This is a genomic window from Mycobacterium tuberculosis complex sp. N0072 (assembly GCF_030323725.1).
GTDB lineage: Bacteria > Actinomycetota > Actinomycetes > Mycobacteriales > Mycobacteriaceae > Mycobacterium > Mycobacterium tuberculosis.
Window position 1 is genome coordinate 1,105,857 of sequence record NZ_CP040689.1, and the last position, 19,148, is coordinate 1,125,004.

The following is a 19,148-nucleotide window of genomic DNA, read 5'->3' on the forward strand; positions in this document are numbered from 1 at the left end:
CGCCAACAACGCCTTCAGCTGTGAGCGATCCGGGCTAGACTACCGCCGAAATATCCAACAAAGGACCTACATGAACCGGCAACCTATCGTTCAGCTGAGTAACTTGAGCTGGACATTCCGAGAAGGCGAAACCCGACGACAAGTCCTAGACCACATCACCTTCGATTTCGAGCCCGGTGAGTTTGTCGCGCTGCTGGGGCAAAGTGGAAGTGGTAAAAGCACTTTGCTGAACCTCATCAGTGGCATAGAAAAGCCCACCACAGGTGACGTCACAATTAATGGGTTCGCTATCACTCAGAAAACCGAGCGAGACCGGACGTTGTTCCGGCGCGATCAGATTGGCATCGTCTTTCAATTTTTCAACCTGATTCCCACTCTTACCGTGTTGGAAAATATTACGCTGCCTCAGGAACTGGCCGGAGTTTCTCAGAGGAAAGCGGCCGTGGTCGCTCGTGACCTTCTCGAAAAAGTGGGCATGGCCGACCGTGAACGCACCTTTCCCGATAAACTCTCCGGCGGAGAACAACAACGGGTCGCTATTTCCAGAGCGTTGGCGCATAATCCCATGCTGGTGTTAGCCGATGAGCCGACCGGCAACCTGGACTCCGATACCGGGGATAAAGTCTTGGATGTTCTGCTTGATCTCACCCGCCAAGCAGGTAAAACCTTAATCATGGCTACGCATAGCCCGTCGATGACGCAGCATGCCGACCGGGTAGTCAACTTACAGGGCGGCAGGTTGATACCTGCCGTGAACCGAGAAAATCAAACCGACCAGCCGGCCAGCACGATCCTATTGCCCACGTCATATGAATGACCAAGCTCCCGTTGCTTATGCACCACTATGGCGCACGGCGTGGCGTCGGCTGCGTCAGCGGCCGTTTCAATATATTCTGCTGGTCCTGGGAATTGCGCTAGGCGTTGCCATGATCGTGGCTATCGATGTATCCAGTAATTCGGCGCAACGTGCCTTCGATCTCTCTGCCGCGGCCATCACCGGAAAATCTACTCACCGGCTGGTCAGTGGCCCCGCCGGGGTGGACCAACAGCTTTATGTCGATCTGCGCCGACACGGGTACGATTTTTCCGCTCCGGTAATCGAAGGCTATGTGTTGGCCCGCGGACTGGGAAACCGAGCTATGCAGTTCATGGGCACCGACCCATTTGCGGAGTCAGCTTTTCGCTCGCCTTTATGGTCCAACCAAAATATCGCCGAGTTGGGTGGCTTTTTGACTCGACCCAACGGTGTCGTGTTAAGCCGACAAGTGGCACAGAAGTATGGCTTGGCTGTGGGCGATCGCATTGCTCTGCAACTGAAAGGTGCGCCTACCACAGTAACCCTGGTGGGATTGCTGACACCTGCAGATGAAGTTAGCAATCAAAAATTGTCCGACCTTATCATTGCTGATATTTCCACGGCCCAAGAGTTGTTCCATATGCCCGGAAGACTGAGCCACATCGATTTGATCATCAAAGATGAGGCCACTGCAACACGCATCCAACAAAGACTGCCGGCCGGTGTGCGTATGGAAACGTCGGATACCCAACGGGACACCGTCAAACAGATGACGGACGCTTTTACGGTCAATTTAACCGCTCTCAGTTTGATTGCCTTGTTGGTGGGTATCTTTTTAATCTACAATACCGTGACATTTAATGTCGTGCAACGGCGACCGTTTTTCGCCATATTGCGCTGTTTGGGTGTAACCCGAGAGCAGTTATTTTGGCTGATAATGACGGAATCCCTCGTTGCCGGGCTGATTGGTACGGGCTTGGGCCTCTTGATTGGAATTTGGCTCGGCGAAGGCTTGATCGGCCTGGTGACTCAAACCATCAATGATTTCTATTTTGTCATCAATGTTCGCAATGTGTCCGTCTCCGCCGAAAGCTTGTTGAAGGGGCTGATCATCGGCATCTTTGCCGCCATGTTAGCCACACTGCCACCGGCTATAGAAGCGATGCGCACCGTCCCTGCCAGCACATTGCGGCGCTCCTCCCTGGAAAGCAAGATAACCAAGCTCATGCCGTGGTTGTGGGTGGCGTGGTTTGGTTTGGGTAGCTTTGGTGTATTGATGCTGTGGTTGCCGGGCAACAACCTGGTTGTGGCCTTTGTCGGTCTCTTTAGTGTGCTGATTGCCCTGGCGCTTATTGCCCCGCCGCTGACCCGGTTTGTAATGTTGCGCTTAGCTCCTGGCTTAGGACGGCTGCTCGGTCCAATAGGTCGAATGGCGCCACGCAATATTGTGCGCTCGTTGAGTCGCACCTCTATCGCCATCGCCGCCCTGATGATGGCCGTGTCCTTGATGGTAGGCGTCTCCATATCGGTGGGGTCGTTTCGACAGACGCTGGCCAATTGGCTAGAGGTGACTTTGAAGTCGGATGTCTATGTGTCTCCGCCGACCTTAACATCCGGTCGCCCCAGCGGTAATCTGCCTGTGGATGCCGTCCGGAATATAAGCAAATGGCCAGGAGTGCGTGACGCAGTTATGGCTCGGTATAGTTCCGTTTTTGCCCCGGACTGGGGGCGTGAGGTGGAACTAATGGCGGTGTCGGGTGATATTTCCGACGGCAAGCGACCATATAGGTGGATCGACGGCAATAAAGACACGCTCTGGCCACGTTTCTTGGCGGGGAAAGGGGTGATGCTATCGGAGCCAATGGTATCGCGACAACACTTGCAGATGCCGCCAAGGCCGATCACGCTAATGACGGATTCGGGGCCACAAACGTTCCCCGTTCTGGCGGTTTTCTCTGACTACACCTCAGATCAAGGTGTGATTTTGATGGATCGCGCCAGTTATCGGGCCCATTGGCAGGATGATGACGTGACGACCATGTTTCTTTTTTTGGCATCGGGTGCGAATAGCGGTGCCTTGATAGATCAACTACAAGCCGCGTTCGCGGGTCGGGAAGACATTGTTATTCAATCGACTCATAGTGTCCGCGAAGCATCAATGGTCATATTTGATCGTAGTTTTACCATTACCATCGCGTTGCAACTGGTGGCCACGGTGGTGGCTTTTATTGGCGTACTGAGCGCGCTGATGAGTTTGGAATTGGACCGGGCTCATGAGTTGGGTGTTTTTCGCGCCATTGGCATGACTACCCGCCAATTATGGAAGCTGATGTTCATTGAGACCGGCCTAATGGGCGGGATGGCCGGCTTGATGGCCTTGCCAACTGGTTGTATTCTAGTGTGGATTCTTGTCCGCATTATCAATGTCCGCTCATTCGGCTGGACCTTGCAGATGCACTTTGAGTCGGCGCATTTTCTTCGAGCCCTGTTGGTAGCGGTGGTGGCCGCCCTGGCGGCGGGTATGTACCCCGCTTGGCGTTTGGGACGGATGACGATTCGCACGGCGATTCGTGAGGAATGACGGTACATGAGAAAAGCAGGATTGACCGGTGTTGTACTGGTTCTGACGCTGACGCTGGTGGCTTTCTGGTGGTGGCAACGTCCGCGAACGAATGCTGTGGCTGCTGACTCTTTAGTTGGCGTTTTGGTCGATGAGAATAACGCCGGATATTCCTTGGCCACAGTGCCGGGAGCCATTCGGTTTCCCCGGGATTTGGGTCCTCATTACGATTACCAGACGGAATGGTGGTATTACACCGGTAATCTGGAAACTGCTGACGGTCGGCTTTTCGGCTACCAGCTTACTTTTTTCCGCAGGGCTCTCGCACCACCCGGCGAGGGGGTCGCCATAGCGGATGCTTCTTCATGGCGCACGACCCAGGTCTATATGGCCCACTTCGCGATAAGTGATATTTCGAACAGGGGCTTTTATCCGGCTGAGAAATTCAGTCGGCAGGCGTTGGGTTTGGCTGGTGCTAGCTCGGAGCCGTATGCGGTGTGGCTAGACGATTGGTATGCGCGTGAATCCAACAACAATTCGGTGCAATTGTTTGCTCGAACTCAGAACACGGTGTTGGATTTGACATTGACGCAAACGCTGCCGCCTATCTTGCAAGGAAATGCTGGGTTAAGTGTGAAAGGCGCGCAACCGGGAAACGCGTCCAACTACTACTCGTTAGTTCGTCAAGAATCGCGGGGCACTGTCAGTGTTAATGGCGACACATTCATGGTTAGTGGTTTGAGCTGGAAAGATCATGAGTACATGACCAGTGCGCTGGCCCCTGAAGATGTGGGTTGGGATTGGTTCGGGCTCCAATTTTACAATGGCACCGCTTTGATGCTTTTTCAGATTCGACAGGCGGATGGGAGTGTGACCCGATTTTCCAGCGGTACCTTTGTTGCCGGGGATGGTGGCGTGATCCCTCTCGAGTCGTCCGATTTCCGCATCAAGACGACTGATCGTTGGACCAGTGACCAGAGTGGCGCCACCTATCCGATTGCATGGGAAATCGAAATTGAACGGATAGGTTTGACGCTGCGCGGGGCCGCATTAATGGCTAATCAAGAACTGCGGTTATCGAGGACTTACTGGGAAGGGGCGGTTGCCCTTGAGGGTCGTTATCAAGGAATGCCGATCAGTGGTCGGGGATACGTTGAAATGACCGGCTATGTACAACGGCTGTCTTGAAGTCGGGTAATTGCCGGTGATTCTTGGTTTAGAGGCTCTCGAATGGTCGTCGGGCAGTTGTGATATCGCTGCAAACCCTAGAGTACTTATTCGTCGTTGTGTCAACAGGTAGTTGCTGGGGTGTGTCGCTAGTCGCACGCAGATACCGCGTGGTCGATCAATGTCGCAAGGGCTCGGCGAGGTTGGCGGTCAGGCAAATAGGGGAGCTCCTCTCGCGCCTGTGCGGCATAGGCGGCTACCACATTCTTGGCCTTTCCTATGCCCGGTGAGCAACGCAGCAGTGTGAGGGCTTCGGCGACGTGGTCGTCGTGGATCGGTCCGGCCAGCAACTCACGCAGCCGGCTTGTGTCGGGTGTCTGCTCACGCAGCGCGTAGAGCATCGGCAGCGTGTGGACAGCTTGGCCAAGGTCGGCGCCCGATAGCGTAGCGGAGTCACCGGAGATGGCGATGATGTCGCGCGAGATCTCAAACGCAGCACCGATCATGCGCCCCAAGCGCGCTACGCGGCGGATCTGCTCTTCGGCGGCGCCGGAGAGTGCCGCTCCGAGCTGTCCGGATGCTGCGATGAGAGAGCCGGTCTTCTCGTGCACGACTCGGAGGTAATGCTCGATCGTGTCGATATGCGAGGCGGGGCCCCGGGTCGCGCGCATCTGCCCGGTGATCAGCTCGGCGAACGCCTCGGCGACGACCGCGAAGGCCTCGGGGTCCAGCCGCGAGGCTAGCTGTGAGGCCGTCGCGAATCGGTAGTCACCGGCGAGGATTGCGAAGTTGTTGGTCCAGCGTGTGTTGTCGCTAGGTGTCTTGCGGCTCATGTCGGACTCATCCACGACTCTGTCGTGACAAAGCGTCCCCAGGTGCATCAACTCGATGGCTGCCCCCGCGACCGTGACCTCCCATCCGTCGGGGTCGGAGCCCAGTTGCGCCGCAAGCACCGTGAAAAGCGGTCTAAACGGGGTGCCGCCGGCGTCGACAAGGTGCGCCACCGTGTCGCGCATAACCTCGTCGGCCTGGGAGAGTTCGCTATTGATCAGCTCTGTAATCCGGGCAATCCCGTCGTGGACGTTGGCGGTGAATTGCGGGTCACCCAGGCTGACTGCCGGGATCATGCTCGTGGCCGTAGGCATGCGCACAACATTGACACGTGTACAAGATAAGGTATGGCGTGTTCAGTGCAGGGTCAGCGTCACCGTCTGACCCAGCGCCGCACCGGCTACCGTATTGGCCAGCCGGGCTGGCAGCGCCACCAAAACGACCCGGTCACTATCAGCCGCCTGGGCCTTCTGCTGGGCCGAGACCAGGACCACGATGGCGTCGGTGGCCAAGAGCCGTAGAGCTGCCGGCGAATCGGTTACCGGCGCGGCCAGCACGTCGACCACATCCCCGACCCGAACAAGGTCGACCAAAGCGCTGTCAGCCAGATGCAGCGGCACGATGCGGGCGTCCGGGCCGGCAGTCGACTCGGCCAACCGGCTGCCCAGTAAACGCACGTCGGTGAGCACCTCGCCACGGCGTGTCGGGCTGGCCAGCGTCGAACCCACCACTGCGTCCAGGTCAGCTTGCGACCCGTCGGGAAGCGTGGTGGCCGAACGTTTTTCCAGCCTGACATCACCGGGAGTCAATGCGGTACCGGGGCGCAGATCGTGCGCGGCCACCACCACCTCGGCGCGATCATCCTCTGGATTGGACCGCAGCGCCGCAACGCCGGCCAGCATGACCAGCCCGGCCGCGGCGAAGCGCCGGGCCCGCACGGTCCGGGTCCAGTCCGGGCGCAAAAACGCCGATATCCGGCTGACCAGGCTCGGATTCAGGGAGGATTCCGCCACACCGCAAACGGTAGGCGCAGCGCCGTGCTAGGCAGCGCCGGTCAGAAATCCCCTTGTGGATAACCTCTCAACTCAGACGGCCGCGGCGGCGGTTGTGGAGCTGGTTGACTTCTCGGTTGACCCCGAAGCCTTGCTTTCACTCGAGCCAGAACTCCCCGAACTCCCCGAACTCTTCGTCGACTCGCTGGTCGAGGATCCGTTGGTCTGGCTCTTGGACTTCTTGCCCGACTCGCGGCTGTCGGTGCGGTAGAAGCCGGTGCCTTTGAACACCACGCCGACCGCATTGAACAGCTTGCGCAGCCGGCCAGAACACCGCTCGCACGTGGTCAGCGCATCGTCGGTGAAGGCCTGCACAACATCGAAGCGGTTGGCGCACTGGGTGCACTCGTAGCTGTAGGTTGGCACAAGAACCTCCGGAAATGTCACTCGGCGTTAGCACTCTACCGTCTCAAGTGCTAGAACCGCTAGGTGAGTTCCGTCATTCCCCGCACGGCAGCGCGATCAGCCCGCGCTCCGGTGTGAGCGCATGAGTCATGGGTACGTCGTGCGGCTCCGACGGCAACACGTCGACCAGTTCGACAGTGCGCACCACCGCGACTAGACGAGCGTGCGGGTCGCGGCACCGCAGCGAGCGATCGTAGAAGCCGCGACCTCGGCCCAGTCGCACGCCCTGGCGGTCGACAGCCAGCGCCGGCACCAGCACCAAGCTGGCCTGCGCCAGCGCGGCTTCCGGCAGCCAAGGTTCGGGTGGTTCGAGCAGTCCCCAGCGTGCGCGCGCGAGTCCGCCGGCACGGTACTCGCCCCACCGCAACGGCAACGGGAGGTCACCGCCGGCGGTGCGCGCCACCGGCAACAGCACTCGCCCCGCGCGGCGCAGCAACACATCCAACATCTCGATTGACCCCGGCTCGCCGCCTACCGGCACATACGCGCAGACGGTGCTGTCGCTGGTGACCATGCGCTCCAGGTGTCCACGCAACATCCGGGCCTCGGCGGCGCGCACGTCGTCGGCAACGCGGCGTCGGGCCGCCAGGAGCTGGTCGCGCAACGCCGACTTGCTCGCGATCGCCATGTCCTCAACGATGACACAGCCCCGGCCGTCCCGCGCGAGCGCCGGGACAGCGCCAACGAAGAGGCGGGCAATCAGCACGCTGCGGGTTATCGTGTGAACGATGTCACGCCCAGAAGTACTAACGCCGTTCACGGCAATCGTCCCGGCAGCCGGCCTGGGTACGCGCTTTCTGCCGGCCACCAAGACGGTGCCCAAGGAGCTGCTGCCCGTCGTCGACACTCCCGGTATCGAGCTGGTGGCCGCCGAGGCGGCCGCGGCCGGTGCCGAACGGCTGGTGATCGTCACCTCCGAGGGTAAGGACGGGGTGGTCGCGCATTTCGTGGAAGACCTGGTGCTGGAGGGCACGCTCGAGGCCCGAGGCAAGATCGCCATGCTGGCCAAGGTGCGTCGCGCCCCGGCACTGATCAAGGTCGAATCCGTGGTGCAGGCCGAGCCGCTGGGACTGGGACACGCCATCGGCTGTGTGGAGCCGACGCTGTCGCCCGACGAAGACGCTGTCGCGGTGCTGCTGCCTGACGACCTGGTGCTGCCGACCGGCGTCCTGGAGACGATGTCGAAGGTGCGAGCCAGCAGGGGCGGCACCGTGCTGTGTGCTATCGAGGTGGCGCGCGAGGAGATCAGTGCCTACGGGGTTTTCGATGTCGAGCCGGTCCCCGATGGTGACTACACCGACGATCCCAACGTGCTGAAGGTCAGGGGCATGGTCGAAAAGCCCAAGGCCGAAACGGCGCCGTCGAGGTATGCGGCGGCCGGCCGCTACGTTCTAGACCGTGCCATCTTCGATGCGTTACGCCGCATCGACCGGGGTGCAGGCGGTGAAGTGCAGCTCACCGATGCGATCGCGCTGCTGATTGCCGAGGGCCATCCCGTCCATGTCGTCGTCCACCAAGGGTCCCGACACGACCTGGGAAATCCGGGCGGGTACCTCAAGGCTGCGGTTGACTTTGCATTGGATCGTGACGACTACGGCCCGGACTTGCGGCGATGGTTGGTGGCGCGACTGGGTCTGACAGAGCAGTAGCCTGGCGACGATACGGCACGGACGGTTCCGGGGTGGGGGATGCCCGGCCCCATGGCTCGACGGAAAGGCGGGCGCTGTGCGTTCTGTGGAGGAGCAGCAGGCTCGGATATCGGCCGCTGCGGTAGCCCCGAGGCCGATACGCGTTGCGATCGCCGAGGCGCAGGGATTGATGTGCGCCGAAGAAGTGGTCACCGAACGTCCAATGCCCGGTTTTGATCAGGCCGCCATCGACGGCTACGCGGTGCGCAGTGTCGATGTGGCCGGTGTCGGTGATACCGGTGGTGTCCAAGTCTTTGCCGACCACGGCGATCTTGACGGTCGCGACGTGCTGACCCTACCGGTGATGGGAACCATCGAAGCCGGAGCGCGCACCCTGAGCAGGTTGCAGCCTCGCCAAGCGGTCCGGGTGCAGACCGGCGCGCCGCTTCCCACCCTGGCCGATGCGGTCCTGCCGTTGCGGTGGACCGATGGCGGAATGTCTCGGGTGCGGGTGCTGCGCGGGGCGCCGTCGGGCGCCTACGTGCGGCGTGCGGGCGACGACGTGCAGCCCGGTGATGTGGCGGTGCGCGCGGGGACGATCATCGGCGCAGCCCAGGTGGGGTTGCTGGCGGCGGTCGGCCGTGAACGGGTGCTGGTGCACCCTCGTCCGCGGCTGTCGGTGATGGCCGTCGGGGGCGAGTTGGTCGACATCTCGCGGACCCCGGGCAACGGGCAGGTTTATGACGTCAACTCCTATGCCTTGGCTGCGGCGGGCCGGGATGCCGGTGCGGAGGTGAACCGGGTTGGCATCGTCAGCAACGACCCTACGGAACTTGGCGAAATCGTCGAGGGCCAGCTCAATCGGGCTGAGGTCGTGGTGATCGCCGGCGGGGTGGGCGGTGCGGCGGCAGAAGCGGTCAGGTCGGTGCTTTCCGAGCTCGGTGAGATGGAGGTCGTGCGGGTCGCCATGCATCCGGGATCCGTGCAGGGCTTCGGACAGCTCGGCCGTGATGGTGTACCGACCTTTCTGCTGCCGGCCAACCCGGTCAGCGCCCTAGTGGTCTTCGAGGTGATGGTTCGGCCGCTGATCCGGCTGTCGCTGGGTAAACGGCATCCGATGCGACGGATCGTGTCGGCGCGCACGCTGTCGCCGATCACGTCGGTGGCCGGGCGCAAGGGCTACCTGCGTGGCCAGTTGATGCGTGATCAGGACAGCGGCGAGTACCTGGTGCAGGCGCTGGGCGGCGCTCCGGGGGCGTCATCGCACCTGCTCGCGACGCTTGCCGAAGCGAACTGTCTGGTTGTGGTTCCCACCGGGGCCGAGCAGATTCGCACGGGTGAGATCGCGGATGTCGCCTTCCTGGCTCAGCACGGCTGAGCCGAACCACGGCGACTCTGGTGAACTTATGGCGCTCGAATCCCCGGCATCCGGGATGGCCGATGGCCGTCGGGCCGCTGCGGGTCTCGGCAGGCGTGATTCGGCTGCGGCCGGTGCGGATGCGTGACGGCGTGCATTGGAGCCGGATCCGGTTGGCCGACCGTGCACATCTTGAGCCGTGGGAGCCCAGCGCGGACGGCGAGTGGACCGTCCGGCACACGGTTGCTGCCTGGCCGGCGGTGTGTTCGGGTCTGCGTTCGGAGGCTCGCAACGGCCGCATGCTGCCGTACGTGATCGAGCTGGATGGGCAGTTCTGCGGCCAGTTGACCATCGGCAATGTCACCCACGGGGCCTTGCGGTCGGCCTGGATCGGCTATTGGGTACCAAGCGCGGCCACTGGCGGAGGGGTGGCCACCGGAGCGTTGGCGTTGGGTCTCGACCACTGCTTCGGTCCGGTCATGCTGCATCGAGTCGAGGCCACCGTGCGCCCGGAGAATGCGGCCAGTCGCGCCGTGCTGGCAAAGGTTGGCTTCCGCGAGGAGGGGCTGTTGCGCCGTTACCTTGAGGTTGACCGGGCATGGCGAGACCATCTGTTGATGGCGATCACCGTCGAAGAGGTTTACGGGTCGGTGGCCTCGACGCTGGTCCGTGCCGGGCATGCCAGCTGGCCCTAACGCGGAATCGCAACCAAACTGTGACTGGCGCGACACGTGTGGCGTGTGGTGCTTGTGAGAGATGAATTACAGGTGTGTAATTGCCCTGGGCGCTTTGACCCGGCCGCGCTGGCCAACGATGGGGCCTCGCGGGGATCGGAACCGAAGAGAGCAGGTCATCATGCCAAGCATCCCGCAGTCGTTGTTGTGGATATCGCTCGTGGTGCTCTGGCTGTTCGTGCTGGTTCCCATGCTGATCAGCAAACGTGATGCCGTTCGGCGCACCAGCGATGTGGCTTTGGCGACTCGGGTACTCAACGGTGGCGCTGGTGCGCGCCTGCTCAAGCGAGGTGGTCCCGCCGCGGGACATCGCTGGGGGTACCTCCCGCCCGAAGGGCAGGGGGACGACCCGGACTGGAAGCCGGAGGAAGACTGGCGCGACGACCCGGTCGAGGACGGGTTCGCCGACGTCGAGCATGACATCGACGAGGACCAGGAGGCCGACGATGCGCGCCGTCGGGGTGCGGTTGTCATGAAGGTTGCCGCTCCGCAGACCGCAGGTGCCGACGAGCCGGACTACTTAGACGTCGATGTGGTCGAAGAAGACTCGGAGGCGCTTCCGGTGGGGGCTGGCGCTGCGGTCGGCGAGTCCGCCGACGAGGCCGATGCCGAAGCTGCTGACGGAGTTGCGGGCCACGCCGACCCGGAGGCCGACCCGGTCGAATACGAATACGAATACGAATACGTCGAGGACACCTGCGGTTTGGAGCTCGAGGAGGACGACCAGGAAGCGCCACCGACCGTCGCATCCGGCACGTCACGGCGGCGCCGATTCGACACCAAGACCGCCGCCGCGGTCAGCGCCCGCAAGTACACCTTCCGCAAACGTGCGTTGATCGTGATGGCGGTGATCCTGGTTGGCTCTGCCGCCGCGGCCTTCGAGCTGACCCCGGTCGCGTGGTGGATCTGTGGTAGCGCCACCGGTGTGACGGTGCTCTACCTGGCATATTTGCGTCGGCAAACCCGCATCGAGGAGAAGGTGCGTCGGCGGCGGATGCAGCGGATCGCGCGGGCGCGGCTCGGTGTACAGAACACCCGTGACCGCGAGTACGATGTGGTGCCGTCGCGGCTGCGCCGTCCGGGCGCGGTGGTCCTGGAGATCGACGACGAGGACCCGATCTTCACGCACCTGGAGAGCGCGGCCCCGATACGGAACTACGGCTGGCCCAGGGACCTGCCCCGGGCGGTGGGTCAGTAGGGCGCGCAGTTCGGCCATCGGCGCCGCTGCTGGTAGCCTGCTACCGATCAGGGGCTATGGCGCAGTTGGTAGCGCGACTCGTTCGCATCGAGTAGGTCAGGGGTTCGAATCCCCTTAGCTCCACCATCTAATCAGTAGCCATCGGCAGCCTCGTTGGCTGTGCCGCCGCGGACGTGGTTGAGACGGCGAGCACAGCCCTCGGGGCAATCCTGGCAGGTCGCAATGCGGTGGTGCCGCCACGGTGTCCACGTCGAGGCGCCGGCCTTGTGGTACCGGTAAAGTGCTGTGGCGACCGCGATCTGGCGCGAAGCCTGATGAAGATCGAATATTCGGCTGAATATTCGCTAAGACATGTGTGGCGGCGTCCGATCCTGTCACAACCTGCCCCTAGGGTCGGTGCATGAGCACGAAATACTACCTGCAGAAGGTCCCTGTCGAAGCCGTCCAGCCGGGCTTTTCGCTGGCCATTCCACACGATGGCGACTATCGCCTTTTCCAGGTCGACTGCACGCAAATGTGCCAGCGAAGTGGCCAGCCGGTGATGATCAGACTCATGTCGGAGTCCGTCGATGGTGGCCAGCCGTGGGTCTTGGAATATGAAGCGGGCACGGCGGTAATCCGGCTTCTCGGTGTTTGCCAGGCCGCTTCGTAGGGTGGCGTGTGCTCGCTAACCGGGCTTGGCGGCGGCTACAAACGGCAACGCGCGTTGTGTCTACTGCTCGACGTCCACTAGCCCGGCCGACCGAGACAGGTTGACGAAGGCATTCCGGTCAAACATCGTGAGTCCGATGTTGCCGGCGGCGGCGTTCGGCGCGTAGCGCATCGGCGGGCATTGGCCGGCATAGCTGGTGTGGATCGTGATCCGCCCGGCTGGCCGCAGCACTCGCACCTTCTCGCGGGCGATCCGGAACGGTTCCGGCATCAGCTACAGCGCGCCGAAACAACAAACAGCATCGAATGTTTCGTCGCCGAATGGCACCATGCGGGCGTGGCCGCGGATATGACACGTCCGTGGCCCACGGTTGTCCAGGGCGGTGCTGGTCAGCGTCGGCGCAGAGATGTCGAACCCGACCGCAAGACCCCCGTCCGGTGGATGTCCGGACAGCGGCTCAGTGAAATTACCTGGCCCACAACCGATATCGAGCACTCTGTGGGCGCGGCCGAGGTGCAGAGACACCGCGGCGCGGTGCCGCTCGGTTCGGGTGGTGATGCGGCTGGCAAGGTGGAAGGAGGCCGGACGCCACAACCGTTCGTACAACCGTAAGCTGGGCTTGGCGCCGGGCCGGATTGGACGGGATAGCCGAATTGACCGGCGCACGAGTCGAAGATCTTGCGGGGATGGACGTCTTTCAGGGATGTCCGGCCGAGGGTCTGGTGTCATTGGCGGCGAGCGTTCAGCCGTTGCGGGCCGCTGCCGGCCAGGTGCTGCTGCGGCAGGGCGAGCCGGCGGTTTCGTTTCTGCTTATCTCGTCGGGTAGCGCAGAAGTCAGCCATGTTGGCGACGATGGTGTTGCGATCATCGCTCGGGCGCTGCCGGGCATGATCGTCGGCGAAATCGCGCTGCTGCGCGATAGCCCGCGCAGCGCGACGGTCACCACCATCGAGCCGCTGACCGGCTGGACGGGTGGCCGCGGCGCTTTCGCCACAATGGTGCACATCCCCGGGGTCGGTGAGCGATTGCTGCGCACCGCCAGGCAGCGTCTCGCCGCCTTCGTCTCCCCGATTCCGGTACGGCTTGCCGACGGGACTCAACTGATGCTACGCCCCGTGCTGCCCGGTGACCGCGAGCGGACCGTGCACGGACACATCCAGTTCTCCGGCGAGACGCTGTATCGACGGTTCATGTCGGCTCGTGTTCCCAGTCCGGCGTTGATGCACTACCTGTCGGAAGTCGACTACGTCGACCACTTCGTCTGGGTGGTGACCGACGGAAGCGACCCCGTAGCCGACGCGCGTTTTGTGCGGGATGAAACCGATCCGACGGTCGCCGAGATCGCGTTCACGGTTGCCGACGCGTATCAGGGCAGGGGGATTGGAAGCTTTCTCATCGGTGCGTTGTCCGTGGCCGCCCGGGTCGACGGCGTCGAAAGGTTTGCCGCGCGCATGCTTTCCGACAATGTGCCGATGCGAACGATCATGGACCGCTACGGGGCGGTGTGGCAGCGCGAGGACGTCGGAGTCATCACCACCATGATCGATGTGCCGGGTCCGGGTGAGCTGAGCTTGGGGCGCGAGATGGTCGACCAGATCAACCGGGTAGCCCGGCAAGTGATCGAGGCCGTCGGCTGATCACCGACCCCGGGTCGGTGCGTCCGCCGCTGGCACCGCAGTTCGCCGCTGATCTGCTAGTCAAAACGGTGTCGACGTTGCGCAGCTCAGGGGCTGCGTTGGGTAGATTGACCACGATGCGCAAGGCGGTACTGGCAGTCGGATCGGTGTGCTGGCTTGTCGGCTGCTCATCAGGGGCCAGCTCCACCACCGCCTCGACCGGCGACATCGCCAAGGTGGCCGAAGTGAAGTCGGGCTTTGGACCTGAATACACCGTCACCGATGTCACTCCCAGGGCCATCGATCCCGGGTTCTTTTCCGCCCGCAAACTGCCCGACGGGCTGAGTTTCGATCCGGCGAACTGTGCGCAAGTGGCGGCCGGGCCCCAGCTGCCGACCGGGTTGCAGGGCAACATGGCCGCCGTCTCCGCCGAGGGCAACGGCAACCGGTTCGTCGTCATCGCGGTGGAGACGTCCCAGCCGCTGCCGGCCCCCAGCCCCGGGAAAGACTGCAGCAAGGTGACTTTTTCCGGGACGCAGCTGCGGGGCGGCATCGAGGTGGTCGATGTACCGCACATCGACGGGACACAGACGCTGGGCGTGCATCGCGTGTTGCAGGCGGTCGTCGGCGGGTCAGCGCGCACCGGCGAGCTCTATGACTATTCCGCTCGGTTCGGGGACTACCAGGTGATTGTCATCGCCAATCCACTGGTAATCCCTGGACGGCCGGTTGCGCGGGTCGATACGCAACGCGCCCGCGATCTGCTCGTACAGGCGGTGGCCGCGGTCCGGGGTTGACCGAGTTAGCGGACGTCGCGCGGCCGGAACTGGATGCTCACGCGCGGACCCGTCGGCGCCGATGTCTTGGGCACCGCATGCTCGAAGGTGCGTTGACACGATCCGCCCATCACCAATAGATCGCCATGCGCCAACGGCAGTCGCAACGATGGACCGCGGCCACGCGGCCGCAGCGCGAAGACGCGGGTGGCGCCGAGGCTGACGATCGCCACCATAGTGTCCTCAGTGCTGCCGCGACCAATGGTGTCGCCATGCCAGGCGACGCTGTCAGAGCCGTCGCGGTAGTAGCACAGCCCGGCGGTGGTGAAGGGCTCACCCAGTTCGCCGCCGTAGATGTCGTTGAGCCGCCGGCGCATCCGCGCCAGCTGCGGATGCGGCGGATCTTCGATGGTCAGGTCGTGAAAACTCACCAGCCGCGGCACATCGACCACCCGGTCGTACATCTGACGGCGCTCGGCTCGCCACGGCACCGTCGACAACAACGCGTCCAGCAGTTCTTCGCCGCCGGTCAGCCAGCCCGAACGGATGTCGATAAAGGCTCCGTCGCCGAGCTGTCTTCGCTCGTTGTGCTCGAAGAGCGCGCCTTGAACCGCGATCGCCACGCCGCCAAGCTTATCGCACATTCGTTCGATGGCGCCGCCCCGGCTACGGTTTGACCTGTGGGTGTCGAATTGGGGTCAAATTCCGAGGTCGGCGCGCTAAGAGTGGTCATCCTGCACCGCCCGGGGGCCGAACTGCGCCGGCTCACACCGCGCAACACCGACCAGCTGCTGTTCGACGGCCTGCCCTGGGTATCCCGCGCGCAGGACGAGCACGACGAATTCGCCGAGCTGCTGGCTTCCCGCGGTGCGGAAGTGCTGTTGCTGTCGGACCTGTTGATTGAGGCACTACATCACAGCGGGGCCGCCCGCATGCAGGGGATCGCCGCTGCCGTCGACGCACCGCGGCTGGGACTGCCGCTGGCGCAAGAGCTTTCGGCCTACCTGCGTAGTCTCGACCCAGGCAGGTTGGCGCATGTGCTGACGGCCGGCATGACCTTCAACGAGCTCCCGTCGGACACGCGGACCGACGTGTCGTTGGTGTTGCGTATGCACCATGGCGGAGACTTCGTCATTGAGCCGTTGCCGAACCTGGTGTTCACCCGCGACTCGTCGATATGGATCGGGCCGCGGGTGGTGATCCCGTCGCTGGCATTACGGGCACGGGTGCGCGAAGCGTCGCTGACCGACCTCATCTATGCTCATCACCCGCGGTTCACCGGTGTGCGGCGTGCCTATGAATCGCGCACCGCTCCGGTCGAGGGTGGCGACGTGTTGTTGCTCGCCCCGGGTGTGGTCGCTGTCGGAGTGGGCGAGCGGACTACACCAGCAGGCGCGGAAGCATTGGCGCGCAGCCTTTTTGACGATGATCTTGCGCATACCGTGCTCGCCGTGCCGATCGCTCAGCAGCGCGCGCAAATGCATCTGGACACGGTGTGCACGATGGTCGACACCGATACGATGGTGATGTACGCCAACGTTGTCGACACGCTCGAGGCGTTCACGATCCAGCGCACACCCGACGGCGTGACCATCGGCGATGCGGCCCCGTTCGCGGAGGCGGCTGCCAAGGCGATGGGAATCGACAAGCTGCGGGTAATTCATACCGGAATGGACCCCGTCGTCGCTGAACGCGAACAGTGGGACGACGGCAACAACACGTTGGCGTTGGCGCCCGGTGTCGTTGTCGCCTACGAGCGCAACGTACAGACCAACGCCCGCCTGCAGGACGCGGGCATCGAAGTGCTTACCATCGCCGGCTCCGAATTGGGTACCGGCCGTGGCGGGCCCCGCTGCATGTCCTGTCCGGCCGCCCGCGATCCGCTTTAGGAGTGGCGATTTCGGCGCCTGGCGGCGCCGCAGATCACCGCCAGCTGGGCAGCCAGATCTCCAGGTTCCAGGTCTGTTGTGAGATTGGCAGACCGGTGAGCACCGGATACAGCCACGCAAAGTTCGTCACCACGAGGGCCACGTAGCAGCAGACGACGATCAGCCCCAGTGTGCGTCGTTCGGAGCCCTGACCGGGGTGATAGAGGATATCGCCGAGAACCAGCGAAATGCCCATCACCAGAAATGGCGCCATGGTCGCTGCGTAGAAGAAGTACATCTGCCGGTCGATGTCGGCGAACCACGGCAGCCAACCGGCGCAGTAGCCGACCAGGACCACCGCATAACGCCAGTCCCGGCGCACAAACATACGCCACCCCGCGTATGCCAGGACTGGCACCGCCAGCCACCACATCGCGGGCGTGCCGACCAGCATCTCGGCCTTGACGCACGACTGTGCGCCGCAGCCTGCAACGTCTTGCTGGTCGATGGCGTACAGCACCGGCCGCAACGACATGGGCCAGGTCCACGGTTTGGATTCCCAAGGGTGGTAGTTGCCTGCGGAATTCGTCAGGCCCGCGTGGAAGTGGAACGCTTTGGCGGTGTAGTGCCAGAGCGAGCGCACGGCGTCGGGCAGCGGAACAACCGAGTTGCGACCGACCGCTTGACCGACCGCATGCCGATCGATCGCGGTCTCGGACGCGAACCACGGAGCGTAGGTGGCCAGATAGACCGCGAACGGGATCAACCCCAGCGCATACCCGCTGGGAAGCACGTCACGCCGCACTGTCCCCAGCCACGGTCTTTGCACTTGGTACTGACGTCGCGCCGCCACGTCGAACGCCAGCGCCATCGCGCCGAAGAACAGCACGAAGTACACGCCGGACCACTTGGTGGCGCAAGCCAATCCCAGCAGCACCCCGGCGCCGAACCGCCACCAGCGCACACCCACCCGCGGTCCCCACACGGTGGCGGCGCTGCGGCCGGCCAGCAGAGCGATGTGCATCCGTTCGCGAACCTGATCGCGGTCGACGATGAGCGCGCCGAACGCCGCGACGACGAAGAACGTCAGGAAGCCGTCCAGCAGCGCGGTCCGCGCGGTGACGAAGCTGACCCCGTCGCAGATCAGCAGCACCCCGGCGATGGCGCCGACCAATGTCGACCGGCTGATCCGCCGCACGATCCGCACCACCAGCGCCACCAGGACCACACCCAGCAGGGCGCCGGTGAACCGCCAGCCGAATCCGTTGTAACCGAAGATGGCCTCCCCGATCGCGATCAGCTGCTTACCGACCGGCGGGTGAACCACCAGGCCGTACCCGGGGTTGTCTTCCACCCCATGGTTGTTTAGCACCTGCCAGGCCTGGGGTGCGTAATGCTTCTCGTCGAAGATGGGGGTGCCGGCATCGGTCAGCGAGCCCAGGTTCAGGAACCGGGTCACCGTGGCCAGCAGCGTGATCAGGCCGGTCACGATCCAGCCGCGTAACCGGTCCAGGGGCCCGAAATCCGCGACCGGCACCAGCGGGCCGGGGCTGACGACGGGTACCACAGGCTCCTCGGGGCGGTCCTTGGCCAGGACACAGGATTCTGGGGGCCGGGCGGTCATCGGTGTCGATCGTAGGCTGTCCGTCATGTCCTCTGGTCGCCTGTTGCTCGGCGCCACCCCGCTGGGCCAGCCGTCGGATGCGTCACCACGCCTGGCGGCCGCGTTGGCCACCGCCGATGTGGTGGCGGCCGAGGACACCCGGCGGGTGCGGAAATTGGCCAAGGCTCTTGACATCCGGATTGGTGGACGGGTGGTCAGCCTGTTCGACCGGGTGGAGGCGTTGCGCGTGACGGCCCTTCTCGACGCGATCAATAACGGTGCGACGGTGCTGGTGGTCAGTGACGCCGGGACCCCGGTGATCAGCGATCCCGGCTATCGGCTGGTCGCGGCGTGCATCGACGCGGGGGTTTCGGTGACGTGTTTACCCGGGCCGTCCGCGGTGACCACCGCGCTGGTGATGTCCGGTCTGCCGGCGGAGAAGTTCTGCTTCGAGGGTTTCGCCCCGCGCAAGGGTGCGGCGCGCCGGGCCTGGCTGGCCGAACTGGCCGAGGAGCGGCGCACCTGTGTTTTCTTCGAATCCCCGCGCCGGTTGGCTGCGTGCCTTAACGATGCCGTCGAGCAGCTCGGTGGTGCCCGTCCGGCGGCGATCTGCCGGGAGCTGACCAAGGTGCATGAGGAAGTGGTGCGCGGATCGCTTGACGAGTTGGCGATCTGGGCGGCCGGTGGTGTGCTCGGCGAGATCACCGTGGTGGTGGCGGGCGCCGCCCCCCACGCCGAACTGTCGTCGCTGATAGCCCAAGTGGAGGAGTTCGTCGCGGCGGGTATTCGTGTCAAGGACGCCTGCAGCGAGGTAGCGGCGGCACATCCGGGGGTGCGCACCCGCCAGCTTTACGACGCGGTGCTGCAATCACGGCGGGAAACCGGCGGGCCAGCGCAGCCGTAGT

Annotated in this window: 20 protein-coding genes, 1 tRNA gene and 1 pseudogene; 14 read left to right on the forward strand and 8 right to left on the reverse strand. The window is 63.4% G+C overall.

The genetic code is table 11. The features are described 5' to 3' along the window. Positions 1 to 70: 70 nt before the first annotated feature. From FF952_RS05250 to FF952_RS05260, 3 genes are read left to right on the forward strand one after another with little or no spacing between them, the layout of a single operon-like run. Entirely contained in the window at positions 71 to 817 is a 747-nt protein-coding gene (locus FF952_RS05250; RefSeq protein ID WP_003900248.1) for an ABC transporter ATP-binding protein, read from the forward strand. Next, the gene (locus FF952_RS05255) at positions 810 to 3,377 is read left to right on the forward strand and encodes an ABC transporter permease (protein WP_015631242.1); all 2,568 of its coding nucleotides are present in this window, start codon (positions 810 to 812) and stop codon (positions 3,375 to 3,377) included. Before FF952_RS05250 ends, FF952_RS05255 begins: the two co-directional genes overlap by 8 nt. A 6-nt stretch (positions 3,378 to 3,383) precedes the next feature. Beyond that, the gene (locus FF952_RS05260; protein ID WP_003405133.1) at positions 3,384 to 4,544 is read left to right on the forward strand and encodes a lipocalin-like domain-containing protein; all 1,161 of its coding nucleotides are present in this window, start codon (positions 3,384 to 3,386) and stop codon (positions 4,542 to 4,544) included. A gap of 128 nt (positions 4,545 to 4,672) precedes the next feature. Here the strand turns inward: FF952_RS05260 and grcC are convergent, their stop codons facing one another. The 4 genes from grcC to FF952_RS05280 form a co-directional block, all read right to left on the reverse strand. Next, positions 4,673 to 5,650: a polyprenyl-diphosphate synthase GrcC gene (gene grcC / locus FF952_RS05265; protein WP_003405136.1), complete on the reverse strand. Its 978-nt coding sequence runs from the start codon at positions 5,648 to 5,650 to the stop codon at positions 4,673 to 4,675. Between the two features lie 60 nt (positions 5,651 to 5,710). Further along, a complete protein-coding gene (locus tag FF952_RS05270) occupies positions 5,711 to 6,367 on the reverse strand; it encodes an SAF domain-containing protein (RefSeq protein ID WP_003405138.1) in 657 nt (218 codons plus the stop codon). A 72-nt stretch (positions 6,368 to 6,439) separates the two neighbouring features. After that, the gene (locus tag FF952_RS05275; protein WP_003405142.1) at positions 6,440 to 6,772 is read right to left on the reverse strand and encodes an FmdB family zinc ribbon protein; all 333 of its coding nucleotides are present in this window, start codon (positions 6,770 to 6,772) and stop codon (positions 6,440 to 6,442) included. A gap of 73 nt (positions 6,773 to 6,845) precedes the next feature. Continuing rightward, positions 6,846 to 7,439 carry a 5-formyltetrahydrofolate cyclo-ligase gene (locus FF952_RS05280; RefSeq protein ID WP_003405144.1) on the reverse strand — a complete coding sequence of 198 codons (594 nt, stop codon included), beginning with the start codon at positions 7,437 to 7,439 and terminating at the stop codon, positions 6,846 to 6,848. A 100-nt stretch (positions 7,440 to 7,539) separates the two neighbouring features. Here FF952_RS05280 and FF952_RS05285 point away from each other — a divergent pair, with 100 nt between their 5' ends. The 6 genes from FF952_RS05285 (at position 7,540) to FF952_RS05310 (ending at position 12,380) form a co-directional block, all read left to right on the forward strand. Beyond that, positions 7,540 to 8,460, forward strand: coding sequence for a UTP--glucose-1-phosphate uridylyltransferase (locus FF952_RS05285; RefSeq protein ID WP_003405145.1), 921 nt, complete (start codon positions 7,540 to 7,542; stop codon positions 8,458 to 8,460). A gap of 76 nt (positions 8,461 to 8,536) precedes the next feature. Beyond that, complete coding sequence (glp, locus tag FF952_RS05290) at positions 8,537 to 9,817, forward strand: molybdotransferase-like divisome protein Glp (RefSeq protein ID WP_003903272.1); 1,281 nt, start codon at positions 8,537 to 8,539, stop codon at positions 9,815 to 9,817. A 20-nt stretch (positions 9,818 to 9,837) separates the two neighbouring features. Beyond that, positions 9,838 to 10,491 (forward strand): GNAT family N-acetyltransferase, encoded by a 654-nt coding sequence (locus tag FF952_RS05295; RefSeq protein WP_003898681.1) that lies wholly within the window; start codon positions 9,838 to 9,840, stop codon positions 10,489 to 10,491. A gap of 160 nt (positions 10,492 to 10,651) precedes the next feature. Next, on the forward strand, positions 10,652 to 11,728 hold the full coding sequence (gene sepX, locus FF952_RS05300; protein ID WP_003405149.1) for a divisome protein SepX/GlpR: 1,077 nt from the start codon (positions 10,652 to 10,654) through the stop codon (positions 11,726 to 11,728). A 50-nt stretch (positions 11,729 to 11,778) separates the two neighbouring features. Next, positions 11,779 to 11,854: transfer RNA gene (locus FF952_RS05305), tRNA-Ala, on the forward strand. A gap of 274 nt (positions 11,855 to 12,128) precedes the next feature. Continuing rightward, complete coding sequence (locus FF952_RS05310) at positions 12,129 to 12,380, forward strand: hypothetical protein (protein WP_003405150.1); 252 nt, start codon at positions 12,129 to 12,131, stop codon at positions 12,378 to 12,380. Positions 12,381 to 12,440: 60 nt separating this feature from the next. On the opposite strand, the gene FF952_RS05315 is transcribed toward FF952_RS05310, so the two are convergent. Next, positions 12,441 to 12,650 (reverse strand): hypothetical protein, encoded by a 210-nt coding sequence (locus tag FF952_RS05315; protein WP_003405160.1) that lies wholly within the window; start codon positions 12,648 to 12,650, stop codon positions 12,441 to 12,443. Between the two features lie 3 nt (positions 12,651 to 12,653). Beyond that, positions 12,654 to 13,046 (reverse strand): class I SAM-dependent methyltransferase, encoded by a 393-nt coding sequence (locus FF952_RS05320; protein ID WP_009935838.1) that lies wholly within the window; start codon positions 13,044 to 13,046, stop codon positions 12,654 to 12,656. Here FF952_RS05320 and pat point away from each other — a divergent pair. The 3 genes and pseudogenes from pat to FF952_RS05335 all read left to right on the forward strand — a co-directional run bounded on the left by pat (position 13,016) and on the right by FF952_RS05335 (position 14,793). Beyond that, a complete protein-coding gene (pat, locus tag FF952_RS05325) occupies positions 13,016 to 14,017 on the forward strand; it encodes an acetyltransferase Pat (protein WP_003405164.1) in 1,002 nt (333 codons plus the stop codon). The two genes, FF952_RS05320 and pat, sit on opposite strands and share 31 nt — an antisense overlap. Then, positions 14,014 to 14,103, forward strand: a pseudogene (locus FF952_RS05330) (DUF5642 family protein); the annotation flags it as partial. The gene pat and the pseudogene FF952_RS05330, both read left to right, overlap by 4 nt. Positions 14,104 to 14,133: 30 nt before the next feature. Further along, complete coding sequence (locus FF952_RS05335) at positions 14,134 to 14,793, forward strand: DUF5642 family protein (RefSeq protein ID WP_003911352.1); 660 nt, start codon at positions 14,134 to 14,136, stop codon at positions 14,791 to 14,793. A gap of 5 nt (positions 14,794 to 14,798) precedes the next feature. Here FF952_RS05335 and FF952_RS05340 read toward each other — a convergent pair whose 3' ends face one another. Continuing rightward, on the reverse strand, positions 14,799 to 15,395 hold the full coding sequence (locus tag FF952_RS05340) for an alpha-ketoglutarate-dependent dioxygenase AlkB (protein ID WP_003913180.1): 597 nt from the start codon (positions 15,393 to 15,395) through the stop codon (positions 14,799 to 14,801). A gap of 57 nt (positions 15,396 to 15,452) precedes the next feature. On the opposite strand from FF952_RS05340, the gene arcA reads away from it, so the two are divergent. Further along, entirely contained in the window at positions 15,453 to 16,661 is a 1,209-nt protein-coding gene (gene arcA / locus FF952_RS05345) for an arginine deiminase (protein WP_003903273.1), read from the forward strand. Between the two features lie 34 nt (positions 16,662 to 16,695). Here arcA and FF952_RS05350 read toward each other — a convergent pair whose 3' ends face one another. Beyond that, a complete protein-coding gene (locus tag FF952_RS05350) occupies positions 16,696 to 18,207 on the reverse strand; it encodes a dolichyl-phosphate-mannose--protein mannosyltransferase (protein WP_003901066.1) in 1,512 nt (503 codons plus the stop codon). A gap of 82 nt (positions 18,208 to 18,289) precedes the next feature. On the opposite strand from FF952_RS05350, the gene rsmI reads away from it, so the two are divergent. Beyond that, positions 18,290 to 19,147 (forward strand): 16S rRNA (cytidine(1402)-2'-O)-methyltransferase, encoded by an 858-nt coding sequence (gene rsmI / locus FF952_RS05355; RefSeq protein ID WP_003405173.1) that lies wholly within the window; start codon positions 18,290 to 18,292, stop codon positions 19,145 to 19,147. Position 19,148 lies beyond the last annotated feature (1 nt).

Coding starts and splice junctions, on each gene's coding strand:
- FF952_RS05250 (WP_003900248.1), top strand. CDS start 71: ATGAACCGGCAACCTATCGTTCAGCTGAGTAACTTGAGCTGGACATTC.
- FF952_RS05255 (WP_015631242.1), top strand. CDS start 810: ATGAATGACCAAGCTCCCGTTGCTTATGCACCACTATGGCGCACGGCG.
- FF952_RS05260 (WP_003405133.1), top strand. CDS start 3,384: ATGAGAAAAGCAGGATTGACCGGTGTTGTACTGGTTCTGACGCTGACG.
- grcC (WP_003405136.1), bottom strand. CDS start 5,650: ATGATCCCGGCAGTCAGCCTGGGTGACCCGCAATTCACCGCCAACGTC.
- FF952_RS05280 (WP_003405144.1), bottom strand. CDS start 7,439: ATGGCGATCGCGAGCAAGTCGGCGTTGCGCGACCAGCTCCTGGCGGCC.
- FF952_RS05285 (WP_003405145.1), top strand. CDS start 7,540: ATGTCACGCCCAGAAGTACTAACGCCGTTCACGGCAATCGTCCCGGCA.
- sepX (WP_003405149.1), top strand. CDS start 10,652: ATGCCAAGCATCCCGCAGTCGTTGTTGTGGATATCGCTCGTGGTGCTC.
- FF952_RS05310 (WP_003405150.1), top strand. CDS start 12,129: ATGAGCACGAAATACTACCTGCAGAAGGTCCCTGTCGAAGCCGTCCAG.
- FF952_RS05315 (WP_003405160.1), bottom strand. CDS start 12,650: ATGCCGGAACCGTTCCGGATCGCCCGCGAGAAGGTGCGAGTGCTGCGG.
- FF952_RS05335 (WP_003911352.1), top strand. CDS start 14,134: ATGCGCAAGGCGGTACTGGCAGTCGGATCGGTGTGCTGGCTTGTCGGC.
- rsmI (WP_003405173.1), top strand. CDS start 18,290: ATGTCCTCTGGTCGCCTGTTGCTCGGCGCCACCCCGCTGGGCCAGCCG.